Here is a 15,635-nt window from a genome sequence, read left to right as displayed (position 1 = left end):
CACATGCGCGCGGTGCGCCCATACGATCGAGGGCGGACCGGCTCCGCCGCGCGCGGCAGCCTCACCGGCCGCGTTGAGGGACGCGGCGAGCGTGATGACGCCGAAACCCAGCCACCACCCCGTAACCGCGCTGCGTGTGTGCGCGGCATCCACGAACGTGCACTGCCGGGTGGTCACCGACGCCCGCGCCTCCCTCCCCCTGGAGAAGCTCCTGATGGTCTCGCCATCCGACATCACCTTTTCCTCTCGCGTCTCCGCAGCCGTCCCGCCCCCAAGCCACCTCAAAGGCTCCAGCAGTCAAGGCCCCGACGACGGTCTGCCACGGATCGTGCCGCGCCGGCACTTCGGCCGCTGGCTGACCGCTGTCGCCGCGCTGCTGGTCTTCGCGATGGTGGTCAACTCCGTCGTGCGCAACCGCGCCTTCCAGTGGGATGTGGTCGGCCGGTACTTCACCACCGCCGCCGTGCTCGACGGGCTGCTGCTCACCCTGTGGCTGACCGGCGTGGTGATGGTGCTCGGCTTCCTGCTCGGCACCCCGCTGGCCGTGATGCGCCTGTCCGCCAACCCGGTACTGTGCACGCTGAGTTGGGGCTACGTGTGGATCTTCCGGTCCACCCCGCTGCTGGTGCAGCTGCTGTTCTGGTTCAACATCGGCGCCCTCTACCCGACGCTCGGCCTCGGCATCCCCTTCGGACCTGAGTTCCTCACCGTCAAGACGGTCAACCTGCTCGGCCCCACCCTCACCGCCGCCATCGGCCTGACCCTGCACGAAGCCGCGTACGCCGCCGAGGTGGTGCGCGGCGGCATCCTCTCCGTCGACGCCGGCCAGACGGAGGCCGCCCAGGCTCTCGGCATCGGCAGGCGGCGCACCCTGCGCCGGATCGTCATCCCGCAGGCGATGCGCTCCATCGTCCCGACCGCGGGCAACATGCTGATCGGCACCCTGAAGGGCACCAGCATCGTCAGCGTGCTGGCCGTGCACGACCTGCTGTACTCGGTGCAGCTGGTCTACAACCAGACCTACCAGGTCATCCCGCTGCTGATGGTCGCCACCCTCTGGTACATCGCCGTCACCACCGTGCTCAGCGCGGGGCAGTTCTACGTCGAGCGCTATTACGCACGTGGGTCCGCCCGCGCACTCCCGCCCACACCCCTGCAGAGGCTCAGAATCCATCTGGCCGCACTCCGTGCCCGGCTGACGAGGGCGATCGCGCCCGAGGCCCGCCCGGCGATCGGCGGTGACCGGTGAGCCCACCCGCGGTGTTACCTTCCCTACATTTCCCATCGATTTACTAGGGAAGCCATTGACGGCCCGCCCAGCGGATGCGCAGGATGATGTACATGTCCCACACGCAGCAGCGACTCGTTCGTCGTCGGCATGTCGACTTTGGTCACGTCGTCAGCGCCGCCTGCTGTCGTGTGTAAGGCACGCGGCTCACACGTTGCGCGTGCCACTCCGCTCCTTCTCTCTCCTCCCAGGTGATCGGGCGCACCCACTCAATGCGCCTGATGGCCCGACGTACTTCTGAAGGACGACCGCCATGACCACGGCACTTCCGGCCCAGGCCACTCCATCGGATTCTCCACTCCCCGACTTGCGCCATCTCCGCCTCGTGGGCGACACCGCTCAGGAAGGCGATGAGGTAAACGGTTCCACACCCCTCGTCGGCTACCTCGTCCTCGTCCCCGAGGGCACCGACCCCGCCCGGCTCTTCGCCAAGGACGTGGCACGGCCGGAGATCCGTCCGGTCGCCTATACGGACTCGCCTCCCGTGCACCAGACGGGAGCGGGCGGCAGTGTCGTCCGCATCGACCCTGCGCGACATGTCGCAGAGTTGGACGGACGCGAACTCGACCTCACCTACCTGGAGTTCGGGCTGCTGGCGCATCTCGTACTCCATCCCCACCAGGTGCATTCGCGCGAGCAGTTGATGGCCGGCATCTGGGGCTATGACCACATCGGCGACGGCCGCACCGTGGACGTCCACGTCGCGCGCCTGCGCCGCAAGCTCGGCAAGGCTCACCGGCACCGGATCGTCACCGTACGGCGCGTGGGCTACAAGTACGTGCCCGACCAGCAAGAGAGCCCCACCACCGCACCCTGCCGCCGACCTTGAGGAGACCCCTGCCATGGGCGTTGCCAGTGCGCCGTCCGGCCCCACCTCGGAGTCCGAGCGAACCGGGCCCGGCCGTGCGCACTGGCTGCGCGTGGCCCGCGAGACGGCGGACGACCTGGCCACGGACGCGGCGGCCAGGGAGCAGGCGGGCAAGGCCCCGTTCGACGAGGTGTCCCGGCTGCGCGAGTCGGGACTGCTGACACTCCTCATACCGGCCGAGCTCGGGGGAGGCGGCGCGGACTGGCCCACGGCCTACGCCGTCGTCCGGGAAATCGCCGCCGCCGACGGTGCGATCGGTCAACTCCTGGGCTGTCACTACTTCCTGTCGTGGAGCGCCCGGTTCTTCACCGAGCCCTCTCTCGCCGCTCAGGTCGAGCGGCGGTCCGCAGCGGAACAGTGGTGCTGGGGCGGTGGTTTTGCCCGCCAGGAACCGCCTCTGACGCTGGCCAGGACAGCCGCCGGCCATGTGCTCGACGGTCGGCAGAGCTACGCCACCGGGGTCCTGGTCGCCGACCGCCTCGCCGTGCGGGCCGTACGGCCCGATACCGGCGAACCACTCGCCGTCGTCGTCGATCCCACCCATCGCGGCGTGGGCATCGACGGCGACGCCGACACCTTCGGCCAGCGGCTCGCGGCCGGCGGGAGCGTGGAGTTCGACGGTGTACCGGTCGCCGCCGACGACGTACTCGGCTCCCTGTCCGCGGACGAGGACGTCCTGTCGCCCCTGGCTGCTCTGGCATCCCCGGTCGGACGTCTCCTCTCGGTCCAGCTCCGTCTCGGCATGGCTGAGGGAGTACTCGCCGAAGCCCGTGACTACAGCAGGGCGGGCCACTCACCCTGGCACCCGGACTGGCCATTCGGCTCCCCCCAGGACCCACAGGTGCTGACCGCCTACGGAGAACTCACCGTCCTCACCCGCTCCGCGTCCGCGCTCACCGATCAAGCACAGGAAGCCGTGCACGGCGGACTGGCGCGAGGCGAAGACCTCACCTACGACGAGTACGCGGAGGTCTCCGTCCTCGTGGCCATGGCCGAAGCCGCCGCATCCAGGGCTGTGCAGGAGTCGACCGCCCGCGCCCTCGACATCATCGGCACCCGCTCCGCATCCTCGCGGCTGGGCCTCGACCGCTTCTGGCGCAATGCCCGGACCCACACCTTGTACGAGCCGGTCGCCCACCGGCTCCGCGATGTCGGGGACTATTTCCTCAACGGTGCGCACCCTCCGTTCGTCCTGCCTGTCTGACCTTGCGATGCCGCTGGGCATTTCCCCGGCGTCATCGGCATGATCAGAATTCGCTTCGCAACCTGACCTCCAGGCAATTGTGAACGCTGCACTTCACTCACATGTCCGGCGGTTGAGAATACGAGACGCCCGCGCAGGCGACATTGACTTGGCCGGACTTCGCTGCAACTCTCTTGGCTGTGAGCAAGTCCGAGAACCTCGCCGCGCGCCTGCACGTCGATCTGCGACGTCAGGCCAGCGCCATCTGTGCCATCGGCTGCTGAACACGCTGACGGGCGCCGCTCTCCCGCTCCATTTTCACAGTCGGCCACGACGACCGTTGTCGGCGTAGACGACTGATTCCTAGCAGGCATTCCCGGTGGGTCTTTTTCCCTTTTCGGCGTCCGCCTTGCTTGCGCCCAATTGCCGAGCACCCCTCTCGGTTATGGCTTCTTCATGCCATGCCATCGATTCCGCCTCAGTCCCCATTCGTGTGAACAGGACCTTTCCATGGCCACTACGGCATCGACCCGACGCCAGTTCCTCTCCCTGCTCGGTCTTTCTGCGGTGGCCGTGGGCTGCGGCACGACCGCCGGAGCCGCTTCCGGCAAGGGCCAGACCAAGACGCTCCGGTACCAGGGCTGGGCGGGTCAGGTGACCCTGCCGGAGCTGGCCGAGGATCTCGGCTATCTGGAGGACGTGAAGCTGAAGTGGGTCGGCAACACCATCAGCGGGCCGCAGGACATCCAGTCCGCGGCCACGGGCCAGGTCGACTTCGGCGGCGCGTTCAACGGCGCGGTCGTCAAACTGGCCGCGAACAACGCCCCCATCAAGGCCGTCATCAGCTACTACGGCTCCGACAAGTACGCCTACAGCGGCTTCTACGTCCTTGAGGACAGCCCGATCCGCTCGGCCAGGGACCTTCTCGGCAAGAAGGTCGGGATGAACACACTCGGAGCCCACTCCGAGGCCATGCTCGACATCTATCTGCAGCGCGGCGGCCTGTCCCGGGCGGAGATCGGCAAGGTCGAGCCACTCGTGGTTCCACCCGTCAACACTGAGCAGACTCTGCGGCAGAAGCAGATCGACGTGGCCGTGCTCGGCGGCATTCTGCGCGACAAGGCCCTCGCAGCCGGGGGCATCCGCCCACTGTTCACCGACTATGCACTGCTCGGCGCATTCAGCGCAGGCACCTACGTGATGACGGACCGCTTCCTGAAGCAGAACCCCGACACGGCCCGGACCTTCGTCACCGCCGTGGGGCGGGCCATCGAGTGGTCCCGTTCCACTCCGCACGAAGAGGTCATCGCCCGGATGACGGACATCGTGAAGAAGCGCGGCCGCAACGAGGACACCGCACCCCTGAAGTACTGGCGCTCCTACGGCGTCGCCGAGAAGGCGGGCCTGATCACCGGCAAGGAACTCCAGCTGTGGATCGACTGGCTGGCCGACCGCGGTGACATCAAGAAGGGCCAGGTCACGCTGTCGGACCTCTACACCAATGAGTTCAACGGCAACCAGAAGTCCTCCTCCGCCACGAAGAGCGGGAGCTGATCCCATGCCGGAATCCACCACGGCACCCACCACGCCCAAGATCATGTTCGAGGACGTACGGAAGGACTTCACCGTCAAGGACCGGACAGGGGCTCGACAGGCGCCCCGGTTCACCGCCCTCGACGGCATCGATCTGGAGATAGCAGCCGGCGAGTTCATCGTCCTGGTCGGTCCCAGCGGCTGCGGAAAGTCGACGCTGCTGGATCTGCTCGGCGGCCTTGCCCAGCCCACCGGCGGACGGATCCTGTTGGACGGCGCACCCGTCACCGGACCGGGCCTGGACCGCGGCATCGTGTTCCAGCAGTACGCGCTGCTGCCGTGGCGCACGGCGCGGGGCAATGTCGAGTTCGGCCTGGAAGCCACCGGCGTCCCACGACGTCAACGTGGAGCACGAGCCCAGGAGTTCCTGGACCTCGTCGGCCTGTCCGGGTTCGAGGACCGCCATCCGCACGAGCTGTCGGGCGGGATGCGGCAGCGGGTGGCGATCGCCCGCAGCCTCGCCTACGACCCCGATGTACTCCTGATGGACGAGCCGTTCGCCGCACTGGACGCCCAGACCCGGGAGTCGCTGCAGGACGAACTGCTGCGCATCTGGCAGCGCACCGGCAAGACCGTCGTCTTCATCACGCACGGCATCGACGAGGCCGTCTACCTGGGACAGCGCGTCGCCGTCATGACATCCAGGCCGGGCCGCATCAAGCAGATCGTGCCGGTCGCCTTCGACTCCCGTACGGCGACGGACGACCTCCGCTCCAGCCCCGAGTTCGCGCGACACCGGCACGAGATCTGGTCGCTGCTGCACGACGAGGTGGCCAGGGCCCAGCAGTTGGAGAAGGAGGAGGCTTCCGTATGAGCCCCACAACCGGCACGGCCACCAAGACCACGACGCCGGACTCTGTGAGCACCGCCGAGCCCGCCCCGGCCCCTTCCTCTGCTACGTCCGCCACGTTCGCGCCACACGACGCATCGCCGTCGAAGGCGCACCAAGTCCTCTCCACACCGGTCCCGGTCCGCCGGGCGGTTCGCCGGCTGCCGTACCTGCTGCTCAAGGGGGCGACCAAGTCCGTCGCGATCGTGGCTCTGCTCCTGCTCTGGGAGACCGCACCGCGACTCGGCCTGGTCGACCGGACCTTCCTGCCGCCGTTCAGCGAGGTCGCCCGCGCCTGGTGGGGGCTGGCCGCCGACGGTCAGCTCGCCGACAACGCACGCGCCAGCCTCGTGCGCTCGTTCAGCGGATTCGGTCTCGCCGTGGCGGTTGCCGTACCGCTCGGCCTGCTGATCGGCTGGTACCGGCCGGTCGCCGACCTCCTCGGACCGCTGCTGGAGGTGTTCCGCAACACCGCGGCGCTGGCCCTGCTGCCGGTGTTCGTGCTGCTGCTGGGCATCGGCGAGACCTCGAAGATCTCCATCGTGGTGTACGCGTGCACCTGGCCGATCCTGCTCAACACCATCAGCGCGGTCCGTAACGTCGACCCGACCCTGCTGAAGCTGGCGAAGTCGATGGATCTGTCCGCGCCCCGGCTGTTCCAGAAGGTCATCCTGCCGTCCGCGGTGCCGGTGATGTTCACCGGCATCCGGCTGGCCGGAGCGGTGTCCATTCTGGTGCTGGTCGCCGCCGAGATGATCGGTGCCAAGGCGGGCCTCGGCTATCTGATCAACGCCTCGCAGTACAACTTCGCGATCCCGCAGATGTACGCGGGCATCATCACGATCTCCGCCATCGGCGTGGCCTTCAACCAGTTCCTGGTGGCCGTGGAGCGACGGCTCAGCTCCTGGCGCGTACCCGTCGGCGGCTGACCCGGCCGCCCTCTCGTCCCGCTGTCTTCCCCGATCTCTTTCCTCTCCCGATCGTCTCGTTGCCCCTGATCCGAGGAACCTCATGACCGCGACCAGCCCCCGTCGGCTCCACCTCAACGCCTTCCTCATGAACGCCGGCCACCACGACGCCGCCTGGCGCCACCCCCGTACCCAGCCCGAACGCGTCACCGACCTGCGCTACTTCCAGCAGCTCGCGCGGACCGCCGAGCGCGGCCTGCTCGACTCCGTCTTCCTCGCCGACGGCCTCGCCCTGTGGGGCAAGGTCCGGCACAACGCACTCGGCGGCTTCGAACCGCTCACCCTGCTGTCCGCCCTCGCGGCGGTCACCGAGCACGTCGGCCTGATCGCCACCGTGTCCACCACCTTCAACGAGCCCTTCCACACCGCCCGCAAGTTCGCCTCCCTGGACCACATCAGCGGCGGCCGGGCCGGCTGGAACATCGTCACCTCCGGCACCGTGAACGAAGCCCGCAACTTCAGCCAGGAGGAGCACCTGGAGCACCGGCTGCGCTACGAGCGGGCACGGGAGTTCGTCGAGGTCGCCACCAAGCTGTGGGACAGCTGGGAGGACGACGCGATCCTCCTCGACCGGGAGCGCGGCGTCTACGCCGACACCGACAAGGTGCGGGAGATCAACCACCGCGGGGAGTACTTCGGGGTGCAGGGCCCGTTGAACGTGCCGCGCAGTCCACAGGGATACCCGCTGCTGGTGCAGGCCGGTTCGTCGGAGGACGGCAAGGAGTTCGCCGCCCAGTACGCCGAGGCCGTCTTCACCGCCCAGCAGACCCTCGCCGACGGCCAAGCCTTCTACAAGGACCTCAAGTCCCGGCTCGCCCGCTACGGCCGTACCGAGGACCAGTTGCTGGTGCTTCCCGGCATCGCCCCCGTCATCGGCTCGACGGAGGCGGAAGCCCGCGAGCTGGAGGAGGAGTTGACGGACCTTCAGGTGCCCGAGTACGGGCTCGCCCAGCTGTCCGGGATGCTCGGCACCGACCTGACCGGGCTGCCGTTGGACGGTCCGCTGCCCGAGCTGCCCGAGGAGCGGGACATCAACGGCAACAAGAGCCGTTTCACGCTCGTCGCCGAACTCGCCCGCCGCGACGGCCTCACCCTGCGCGAGCTCATCGCCCGCCTCGGCGCCGGCCGCGGCCACCGGGTGTTTGCCGGCACCCCGGAGCAGATAGCCGACCAGCTCGAGGAGTGGTTCACCCAGGGTGCCGCCGACGGCTTCAACATCATGGCGCCCCATCTGCCGGGCGGCCTGGAGGACTTCGTCGACCACGTCGTGCCGATCCTGCAGCGGCGCGGCCTGTTCCGCAACGAGTACACCGGCCGCACCCTGCGCGAGCACTACGGCCTGGCCCGCCCCGCCAACCGGCTTGCCGCGGCGGCCGCGGCAGCAGGAGGGCCCGTATGAGCGGGCTGGACCTCACCACGGACGTCCTGGTGGTCGGCGGCGGCCCCGCGGCCACCTGGGCCGCGCTCAAGGCGGCCCAGGACGGGGCTGACGTCGTCCTGGCCGACAAGGGCTACTGCGGCACCAGCGGCGCCACCGCCTCCGCCGGAACGGGTGTCTGGTACGTCCCCCCGGAGCCCGCCGCGCGGGAGGCGGCCATGGCGAGCCGCGAGGCACTGGGTGGTTTCCTGGCCGACCGGCGCTGGATGACCCGGGTCCTGGACCAGACGTACTCCGGGATGAACGAGCTGGCAGCGGCCGGACGCTACCCCTTCCCCACAGGGCCGGACGGAAAGCAGCTCAGGAACGGCCTGCAGGGACCGGAGTACATGCGCAGGATGCGCATCCCCGTCCAGCGCGCCGGGGCACGCATCCTCGACCACAGCCCGGTCACCGAACTACTCACCGACCCCTCCGGAGCGGCCGCCGGGGCCAGGGGCCACCGGCGCCAGGCCGGGCAGCCGTACCGGGTACGCGCCGGGGCGGTCGTCCTGGCCACCGGCGGCTGCGCGTTCCTCAGCGGCGCGCTCGGCTGCAACGTCAACACCGGCGACGGCGCGCTGTTCGCCGCCGAGGTGGGCGCGGAACTGTCCGGGATGGAGTTCTCCAACGCGTACGGCATCGCGCCCGAGGGCACCTCCGTCACCAAGACCGCGTTCTACTCCTTCGCGACCTTCTACCGCGAGGACGGCACGGTCCTGGAGGGGGCGGCCAGCCAGGGCGGCCGGTCCGTGATCGCGCGTGCGCTGCTCAGCGAGAAGGTGTACTGCCGTCTGGACCGGGCGGACGCTGCGGCCCGGGAGGCGATGCGGCTGGCTCAGCCCAATTTCTTCCTCACCTTCGACCGGCTCGGTATCGACCCCTTCACCCAGCGCTTCGCCGTCACGCTCCTCGCCGAGGGCACCGTGCGCGGCACCGGCGGCATCCGCATCACGGGCGACGACTGCTCCACCACCGTCCCGGGCCTGTATGCGGCCGGGGACGCGGCAACCCGTGAGCTGATCTGCGGCGGCTTCACCGGCGGTGGCAGCCACAACGCCGCCTGGGCCATCGCCTCCGGCACCTGGGCCGGCCGGGGCGCGGCCCGCCACGCCTTCTCCCTCGGCTTCCGCGCCGGTACGAGGCGCGTCGCGGCCGCGGGAGGAGCCGGGCTCCGGCCGACCGGCACCCCGGGCCCCGCCGACGGCTTCCGGGACGTCATCGCCGCGGTTCAGGGCGAAGTGCTGCCGTACGAGAAGAACTACCTGCGCCAAGGCGACCGGCTCACTGCCTCGCTGGAGGTGCTCGACAGCGTGTGGGAGGAAGCGCGCGCCTCCTTGCACGCCGACGGCGGGGACACCGTACGGGCCCGGCAGGCGGCGGCGATGGCGGCGCACGCCCGCTGGATGTACGCCTCTGCTCTGGCGCGCACCGAGACCCGCGGCATGGCCAAACGGCTCGACCACCCGGCACAGGACCCCGGGCAGCACCACCGCATCGTCACCGGTGGCCTCGACCGGGTGTGGACCCGCACCGAGCCCCTGCCGGTAGCGCCGGCGGCACCCCTGGAGGTGGCCTCATGATCGAACTCGTCTCGGCAGAACGCTGCATCACCTGCGACAAGTGCATCAAGGTCTGCCCGACCAACGTCTTCGACCGCGGCGAGGACGGCATCCCCGTGCTCGCCCGCCGCGACGACTGCCAGACCTGCTTCCAGTGCGAGGCGAACTGCCCGACCGACGCGCTCTACGTCGCGCCCGTGACCCGCCCGTTGCCCGACGACTCCACCGCCCGCGACGAGGAGCACCTGGACCGTACCGGCCTGCTCGGCAGCTACCGCCGCCACATCGGCTGGGGACGAGGCCGCACCCCGGGCGCTCTGCGGGCCGTCGGCCCTGCCCTCGGACCACCGGGGTCCAAGGGAGCCTCCCTGCCCATCACCTCCTGATGACCGCCCGACTGATCGCCTCTCCGCTGATCATCTCCTGAAGGGAACACCCGCACATGACCACCAGCACCGGCTTCGACATCCGCAGGATCGGCGGCCGGATCGGCGCCGAGATCCTCGGCGTGGATCTCTCCGCGGAACTCGACCCCGCCGTCGTCACCGAGATCAACTCCGCGCTCCTGGAACACAAGGCGCTCGTCTTCCGCGACCAGCACCTCGACGACGCGGGCCAGCTCCGCTTCGCCTCCCTCTTCGGCGAGCTCACCACCGCGCACCCCACCGTCCCCTCCGTCGACGGCCAGCCGCAGATCCTGCCCGTCGACGGCGACGAGGGCATCCGCGCCAACCACTGGCACACCGACGTCACCTTCGTCCGTACACCCCCGAAGGCGTCCACGCTGCGCGGCATCGTGATCCCGCCCTACGGCGGCAACACCCTCATCGCCAACGCGGCCGCCGCCTACCGTGACCTGCCCGAGCCACTGCGCGAGCTGGCCGACAAGCTGTGGGCGGTGCACACCAACGACTACGACTACGCCGCCCCGAAGAACGAGAAGGCGGCCGAGCACCGCAGGCGGTTCGTCTCCCGGAAGTACCGCACCGCCCACCCGGTCGTCCGCGTCCACCCCGAGACCGGGCAGCGTGGGCTGTTCATCGGCGGCTTCGCCCAGAGCATCGTCGGCCTCAGCCCCTCCGACTCCCGGGACCTGCTGCGCATCTTCCAGTCGTACGTCACCCGCCCGGAGAACATCGTGCGCGTGGCCTGGACCCCGGGCGACCTCGTCCTCTTCGACAACCGCATCACCCAGCACTACGCCCCCGACGACTACGGCGACCTGCCGCGCCTGCTGCACCGGGTGACCGTCGCGGGCGACGTCCCCGCCGGGATCGACGGCACCCTCAGCCACGTCATCGAGGGTGACGACGCCGCCCACTACACGCCCGCCGCAGCCTGAGCCCCACGGTCGCCGGGCAGGGGACACCCGCCCCCTGCCCGGCGACCGCCCGCAACGGACACCGACCGAAGCCGTACGGGATAATGCACACATGCGGATCTCAGCCAGAGCGGACTACGCGGTACGTGCCGCGCTGCAGCTCGCCGCGTCACGGGATGACGCCCCACTGAAAGCCGAGGCCATCGCCGACGCCCAGGACATCCCGCACAAGTTCCTCGAAAGCATCCTCAACGACATGCGCCGGGGCGGCCTCGTACTCAGCCAGCGCGGCGGCAACGGCGGCTACCGGCTGGCCAAGCCCGCCGAGTCCATCAGCATCGCCGACGTCATCCGCACCGTGGACGGACCACTGGTCTCGGTACGCGGCGTCCGCCCCCCTGAGCTGTCCTACACCGGCCCCGCCGAGTCGCTGCTCCCCCTGTGGATCGCATTGCGGTCCAACGTGCGCGAGATCCTCGAAGGCGTGTCGCTCGCCGACGTCGCATCGGCCCAACTGCCCGCCGACGTTTCCGCGTTGACCAACGCCCCGAGCGCCTGGGTAAACCCCTGACACGCTGGACAACCGCCGATCCCAAAAAGCGAGATAGACGCGTCCACCATGCGAACTACCCCTTGGGGTAGACGCCACCTTCTGCCACGATCCCTAGCAACCAGGTAGGAAAACTAGGGATCTGTGGGAGTGGCCGTGAGAACGCTCGACCGCACAGGCCGGATGCTGCCCCTTCTGACCTCGCGCCGTCACATCGACCTCGGCCGTACGTCCAGTGCCATCTGTCGGCCCCTCTGACGCCACAGAACCTGACTCTCTCCGAACCCGCGCTGCCTCCCCCGCCGCCCCGCCTCTGTCGGCGGATCGGACATCCCTCGGCTGACTACGCCCCCACGTTCCACTTCTCAGCTCGCGACAGCGAGCCTGCCGCCCAAGGCCGAGGAGTGGGGTGTTGGTGCGTGCCGAGAAGCAGTACGCCTCGCATTTTCGTACCTCCCTGATCACCCATCCCCTGAGAGGACACCTCCGTGTCTGCCGCAAGACCGCTCAGCGCCCTTCGCACCATCGCCGTCATAGCCGCGCTTCCCCTCCTGCTCACCGCGTGCGGCTACGGTTCCGAGTCCACCGACGACGGCAAGCAGACCGAGGTCGCGGCGGGCGCCAAGAAGCTCTCCGCCGACGAAGTGAAGATCGGCTACTTCCCCAACCTCACGCACGCCACCGCTCTGGTGGGCGTCCAGGAGGGCCTGCTCCAGAAGGAGCTCGGCGGCACCACGATCAAGGCGTCCACCTTCAACGCCGGCCCCTCCGAGATCGAGGCGCTGAACGCCGGCTCCATCGACATCGGCTGGATCGGCCCCTCCCCCGCCATCAACGGCTACACCAAGTCCAGCGGCAAGAACCTGCGCATCATCAGCGGGTCGGCCTCCGGCGGCGTGAAGCTCGTCGTCAACCCGGACAAGATCAAGTCCCTCGACGACGTCAAGGGCAAGAAGATCGCCACGCCGCAGCTCGGCAACACCCAGGACGTCGCCTTCCTCAACTGGATCGCGGAGAAGGGCTGGAAGGTCGACGCGGAGAGCGGCAAGGGCGACGTCTCAGTGGTCCGCACCGACAACAAGATCACCCCGGACGCCTACAAGTCCGGCTCCATCGACGGCGCCTGGGTGCCGGAGCCGACCGCGTCCAAGCTGGTCGCCGAGGGCGCGAAGGTCCTCCTCGACGAGGCCGACCTGTGGCCCGACAAGAAGTTCGTGATCACGAACATCATCGTGTCGCAGAAGTTCCTCAAGGAGCACCCGGACGTCGTCGAGGCCGTGCTCCGTGGCTCAGTGAAGACCAATGAATGGATCAACGCCAACCCGGAGAAGGCGAAGACCTCCGCCAATGCGGCGCTGAAGGAGCTGTCGGGCAAGGCGCTGCCCGCCGAGGTCATCGACCCGGCTTGGAAGTCCATCACCTTCCTCGACGACCCGCTGGCCTCCACCCTCAACACCGAAGCGGAGCACGCCGTCAAGGCCGGCCTCCTGGAGAAGCCCGACCTGAAGGGCATCTACGACCTCGCACCGCTCAACAAGGTCCTCAAGGCCGAGGGCAAGGACGAGGTCGACGACGCCGGTCTCGGCGCCGAGTAGCCGAGTAACCGACAACCGGACCCGATGAGTTCCCAGGAGGTGACGACCATGGCCACCACGATCGCCAAGGCTGCCGAGGACGCCACGACGGTGACGCTCGCCGCCCGAATCGAGCACGTCTCGAAGTCCTTCCCCGCGCCGGGCACACCCGGCGGACAGCAGCTCGTACTGGACGACATCACCCTCGATGTCGCACCCGGCGAGTTCGTCACCCTCCTGGGAGCCTCCGGCTGCGGCAAGTCCACCCTGCTCAACCTGGTCGCGGGACTGGACCTGCCCTCCGCCGGCTCGATCGCCACTGACGGCCGGCCCGCCCTGATGTTCCAGGAGCACGCGCTGTTCCCGTGGCTGACCGCGGGCAAGAACATCGAACTCGCACTGAAGCTGCGCGGGGTGGCCAAGCCCGAGCGCCGGCCGGAGGCGGAACGGCTGCTGGAACTCGTACGGCTGCAGGGCGCGTACGACAAGCGGGTGCACGAACTGTCCGGCGGTATGCGCCAGCGCGTCGCACTGGCCCGTGCGCTGGCCCAGGACAGCCGGCTGCTGCTGATGGACGAGCCGTTCGCCGCACTGGACGCCATCACCCGTGACGTCCTGCACGACGAGCTGACCCGCATCTGGGGTGAGACGGGACTGTCGGTGCTGTTCGTCACGCACAACGTGCGGGAGGCGGTGAAGCTGGCGCAGCGCGTGGTGCTGCTGTCCTCGCGGCCGGGGCGGATCGCCCGGGAGTGGACCGTCGGCATTCCGCAGCCGCGCCGCATCGAGGACAGTGAGGTCGCCGAGCTGTCCGTCGAGATCACCGAAGAACTGCGCAGGGAGATCCGCCGCCATGGCCAGCACTGACACCGGCGTCGACGCCACGAAGGACGGTTCGTCGGCATCAGGGGAGCCCCAGGACACACAAGATCTGGCGGGGCTGGAGGCCGGGCTCGACGCGCTGGAATCGGTACAGGGCGGCCGTACGCCGCTGCGCGAGACCCTGATACGCAAGGTGCTGCCGCCCATCACCGCCGTCGCACTGGTGCTGGTGGTCTGGCAGCTGCTGGTGTGGGCCGAGTTCGCCCCCGATTACAAGCTGCCCTCGCCGTCCGCGGTGTGGGACGAGGTGATCGCCGCCTGGCTGCAGGGCACGCTGCTCGACTACATCTGGACATCCGTCTCGCGCGGCCTGCTCGGCTTCCTGCTGGCGCTCGCCATCGGTACGCCCCTCGGCCTGCTGGTCGCCCGGGTCGGGTTCGTCCGGGCGGCCATCGGCCCTATCCTCTCCGGTCTGCAGTCGCTGCCGTCGGTGGCCTGGGTGCCGCCCGCCGTGATCTGGCTGGGCCTGAACGACTCGATGATGTACGCCGTGATCCTGCTCGGCGCGGTCCCGTCCATCGCCAACGGCCTCGTCGCGGGCATCGACCAGATCCCGCCCCTGTTCCTGCGCGCCGGGCGGACGCTGGGCGCGACCGGACTGCGCGGAGCCTGGCACATCGTGATGCCTGGCGCGCTCCCCGGCTATCTCGCCGGATTGAAGCAGGGCTGGGCATTCTCCTGGCGCTCGCTGATGGCCGCCGAAATCATTGCCTCCTCACCCGATCTGGGCGTCGGCCTTGGCCAGTTGCTGGAGAACGGACGAAACAACGCCAGCATGTCGCAGGTGTTCCTGGCCATCTTCCTGATCCTGCTCGTCGGTATCGCCATCGAACTGCTGATCTTCAGCCCACTGGAGCGGCGGGTGCTGCGCAGCCGGGGCCTGCTGGTCACCCGCTGAACGAACGGTCCCGATCGACACAGGATGCGCGCCGCATCCCGCCGCACACCAGCACACCCCCGGCGCACGGCACTGGCTCTGCAGAGGCATCACCCCACAGCGGAGCCGGTCTCGCCGTACGTGTTCGTGGCGCTGGCAGGGCCGTGCGTCGATCGAAGAAAGGAAGTGGCTGCTCGTATCGAGTCGCCAGGGACAGCAGGGCCGTGCCTAGGAGTCCGACGGCCGTTCGGATTCCCCAGCGGATCATGCAGTGACTGTCTTCCCAAGCCTCGGCCGACGGTCGCCCACTGCCTCGTTGCCTCTGATACCACTGTGAAAGTTGCCGGCCGACATGGGCGAGTGAATCTGAGTCGCTCCTCATTCGAGGCATCCCGTGAGTCGTTCGTAGGCGTGATGGGCGTCGCTGATCAGGTGCTCGGCAGGACACCCGCCAGAGCATGCCGACAGGGGTCCTCACGTGTCACGTGCGATCACAATCGAGTCACCAACCCCACGAACGCACTCACGCCACAAGGCTCTGACCTGGACTTAGTCGTTCACCCTGGACCAACTGGACGCCCGTGGACGGCTTCTACGACATGTGCCATGTGGTCCCCAGCGAGGGGCCCAAGATCAACACAGGGGCGTCTTCCGGCCCGTCGAAGCGGTATTGCAGGGGTGCGGCAGTCGTGTCACTCACTCGACTCACGCTCTCATATCTCA

The 15,635-nt window shown here is 68.9% G+C and carries 16 protein-coding genes; all 16 read left to right on the top strand.

Annotated elements, in window-relative coordinates:
• Positions 1-214 precede the first annotated feature (214 nt).
• The 16 genes from VXC91_RS02165 to VXC91_RS02100 all read left to right on the top strand — a co-directional run bounded on the left by VXC91_RS02165 (position 215) and on the right by VXC91_RS02100 (position 14,933).
• Positions 215-1,249 carry an amino acid ABC transporter permease gene (locus VXC91_RS02165; protein WP_329504677.1) on the top strand — a complete coding sequence of 345 codons (1,035 nt, stop codon included), beginning with the start codon at positions 215-217 and terminating at the stop codon, positions 1,247-1,249.
• Between the two features lie 292 nt (positions 1,250-1,541).
• Positions 1,542-2,117 carry a winged helix-turn-helix domain-containing protein gene (locus VXC91_RS02160; RefSeq protein WP_329504633.1) on the top strand — a complete coding sequence of 192 codons (576 nt, stop codon included), beginning with the start codon at positions 1,542-1,544 and terminating at the stop codon, positions 2,115-2,117.
• A 13-nt stretch (positions 2,118-2,130) separates the two neighbouring features.
• Positions 2,131-3,360, top strand: coding sequence for an acyl-CoA dehydrogenase family protein (locus VXC91_RS02155; protein WP_329504632.1), 1,230 nt, complete (start codon positions 2,131-2,133; stop codon positions 3,358-3,360).
• Between the two features lie 179 nt (positions 3,361-3,539).
• On the top strand, positions 3,540-3,623 hold the full coding sequence (locus VXC91_RS46905; protein WP_408057318.1) for a putative leader peptide: 84 nt from the start codon (positions 3,540-3,542) through the stop codon (positions 3,621-3,623).
• 226 nt (positions 3,624-3,849) lie between these two features.
• Complete coding sequence (locus tag VXC91_RS02150; RefSeq protein ID WP_329504631.1) at positions 3,850-4,893, top strand: ABC transporter substrate-binding protein; 1,044 nt, start codon at positions 3,850-3,852, stop codon at positions 4,891-4,893.
• Positions 4,894-4,897: 4 nt separating this feature from the next.
• Positions 4,898-5,746 (top strand): ABC transporter ATP-binding protein, encoded by an 849-nt coding sequence (locus VXC91_RS02145; RefSeq protein WP_329504630.1) that lies wholly within the window; start codon positions 4,898-4,900, stop codon positions 5,744-5,746.
• Positions 5,743-6,690, top strand: coding sequence for an ABC transporter permease (locus VXC91_RS02140; RefSeq protein WP_329504629.1), 948 nt, complete (start codon positions 5,743-5,745; stop codon positions 6,688-6,690). Before VXC91_RS02145 ends, VXC91_RS02140 begins: the two co-directional genes overlap by 4 nt.
• Positions 6,691-6,772: 82 nt before the next feature.
• Positions 6,773-8,128 (top strand): LLM class flavin-dependent oxidoreductase, encoded by a 1,356-nt coding sequence (locus VXC91_RS02135; protein ID WP_329504628.1) that lies wholly within the window; start codon positions 6,773-6,775, stop codon positions 8,126-8,128.
• Positions 8,125-9,729 (top strand): FAD-binding protein, encoded by a 1,605-nt coding sequence (locus VXC91_RS02130; protein WP_329504627.1) that lies wholly within the window; start codon positions 8,125-8,127, stop codon positions 9,727-9,729. The genes VXC91_RS02135 and VXC91_RS02130 overlap by 4 nt, the downstream gene beginning before the upstream one ends.
• A complete protein-coding gene (locus tag VXC91_RS02125) occupies positions 9,726-10,094 on the top strand; it encodes a ferredoxin family protein (RefSeq protein ID WP_329504626.1) in 369 nt (122 codons plus the stop codon). Before VXC91_RS02130 ends, VXC91_RS02125 begins: the two co-directional genes overlap by 4 nt.
• A 56-nt stretch (positions 10,095-10,150) precedes the next feature.
• Positions 10,151-11,050, top strand: coding sequence for a TauD/TfdA dioxygenase family protein (locus VXC91_RS02120; RefSeq protein WP_329504625.1), 900 nt, complete (start codon positions 10,151-10,153; stop codon positions 11,048-11,050).
• Positions 11,051-11,141: 91 nt separating this feature from the next.
• A complete protein-coding gene (locus VXC91_RS02115; RefSeq protein WP_329504624.1) occupies positions 11,142-11,600 on the top strand; it encodes an RrF2 family transcriptional regulator in 459 nt (152 codons plus the stop codon).
• A 162-nt stretch (positions 11,601-11,762) separates the two neighbouring features.
• Positions 11,763-11,837 carry a putative leader peptide gene (locus tag VXC91_RS46900; RefSeq protein ID WP_372337706.1) on the top strand — a complete coding sequence of 25 codons (75 nt, stop codon included), beginning with the start codon at positions 11,763-11,765 and terminating at the stop codon, positions 11,835-11,837.
• Positions 11,838-12,067: 230 nt separating this feature from the next.
• Positions 12,068-13,174, top strand: a complete 1,107-nt coding sequence (locus VXC91_RS02110) for an ABC transporter substrate-binding protein (RefSeq protein WP_329504623.1) — start codon at positions 12,068-12,070, stop codon at positions 13,172-13,174.
• Between the two features lie 48 nt (positions 13,175-13,222).
• On the top strand, positions 13,223-14,020 hold the full coding sequence (locus VXC91_RS02105; protein ID WP_329504622.1) for an ABC transporter ATP-binding protein: 798 nt from the start codon (positions 13,223-13,225) through the stop codon (positions 14,018-14,020).
• Positions 14,007-14,933 (top strand): ABC transporter permease, encoded by a 927-nt coding sequence (locus tag VXC91_RS02100; RefSeq protein ID WP_329504621.1) that lies wholly within the window; start codon positions 14,007-14,009, stop codon positions 14,931-14,933. The genes VXC91_RS02105 and VXC91_RS02100 overlap by 14 nt, the downstream gene beginning before the upstream one ends.
• Positions 14,934-15,635 lie beyond the last annotated feature (702 nt).

Source organism: Streptomyces chiangmaiensis (assembly GCF_036281785.1).
Taxonomy (GTDB): Bacteria; Actinomycetota; Actinomycetes; order Streptomycetales; family Streptomycetaceae; genus Streptomyces; species Streptomyces chiangmaiensis.
This window is presented reverse-complemented; position numbering and strand designations above follow the sequence as displayed.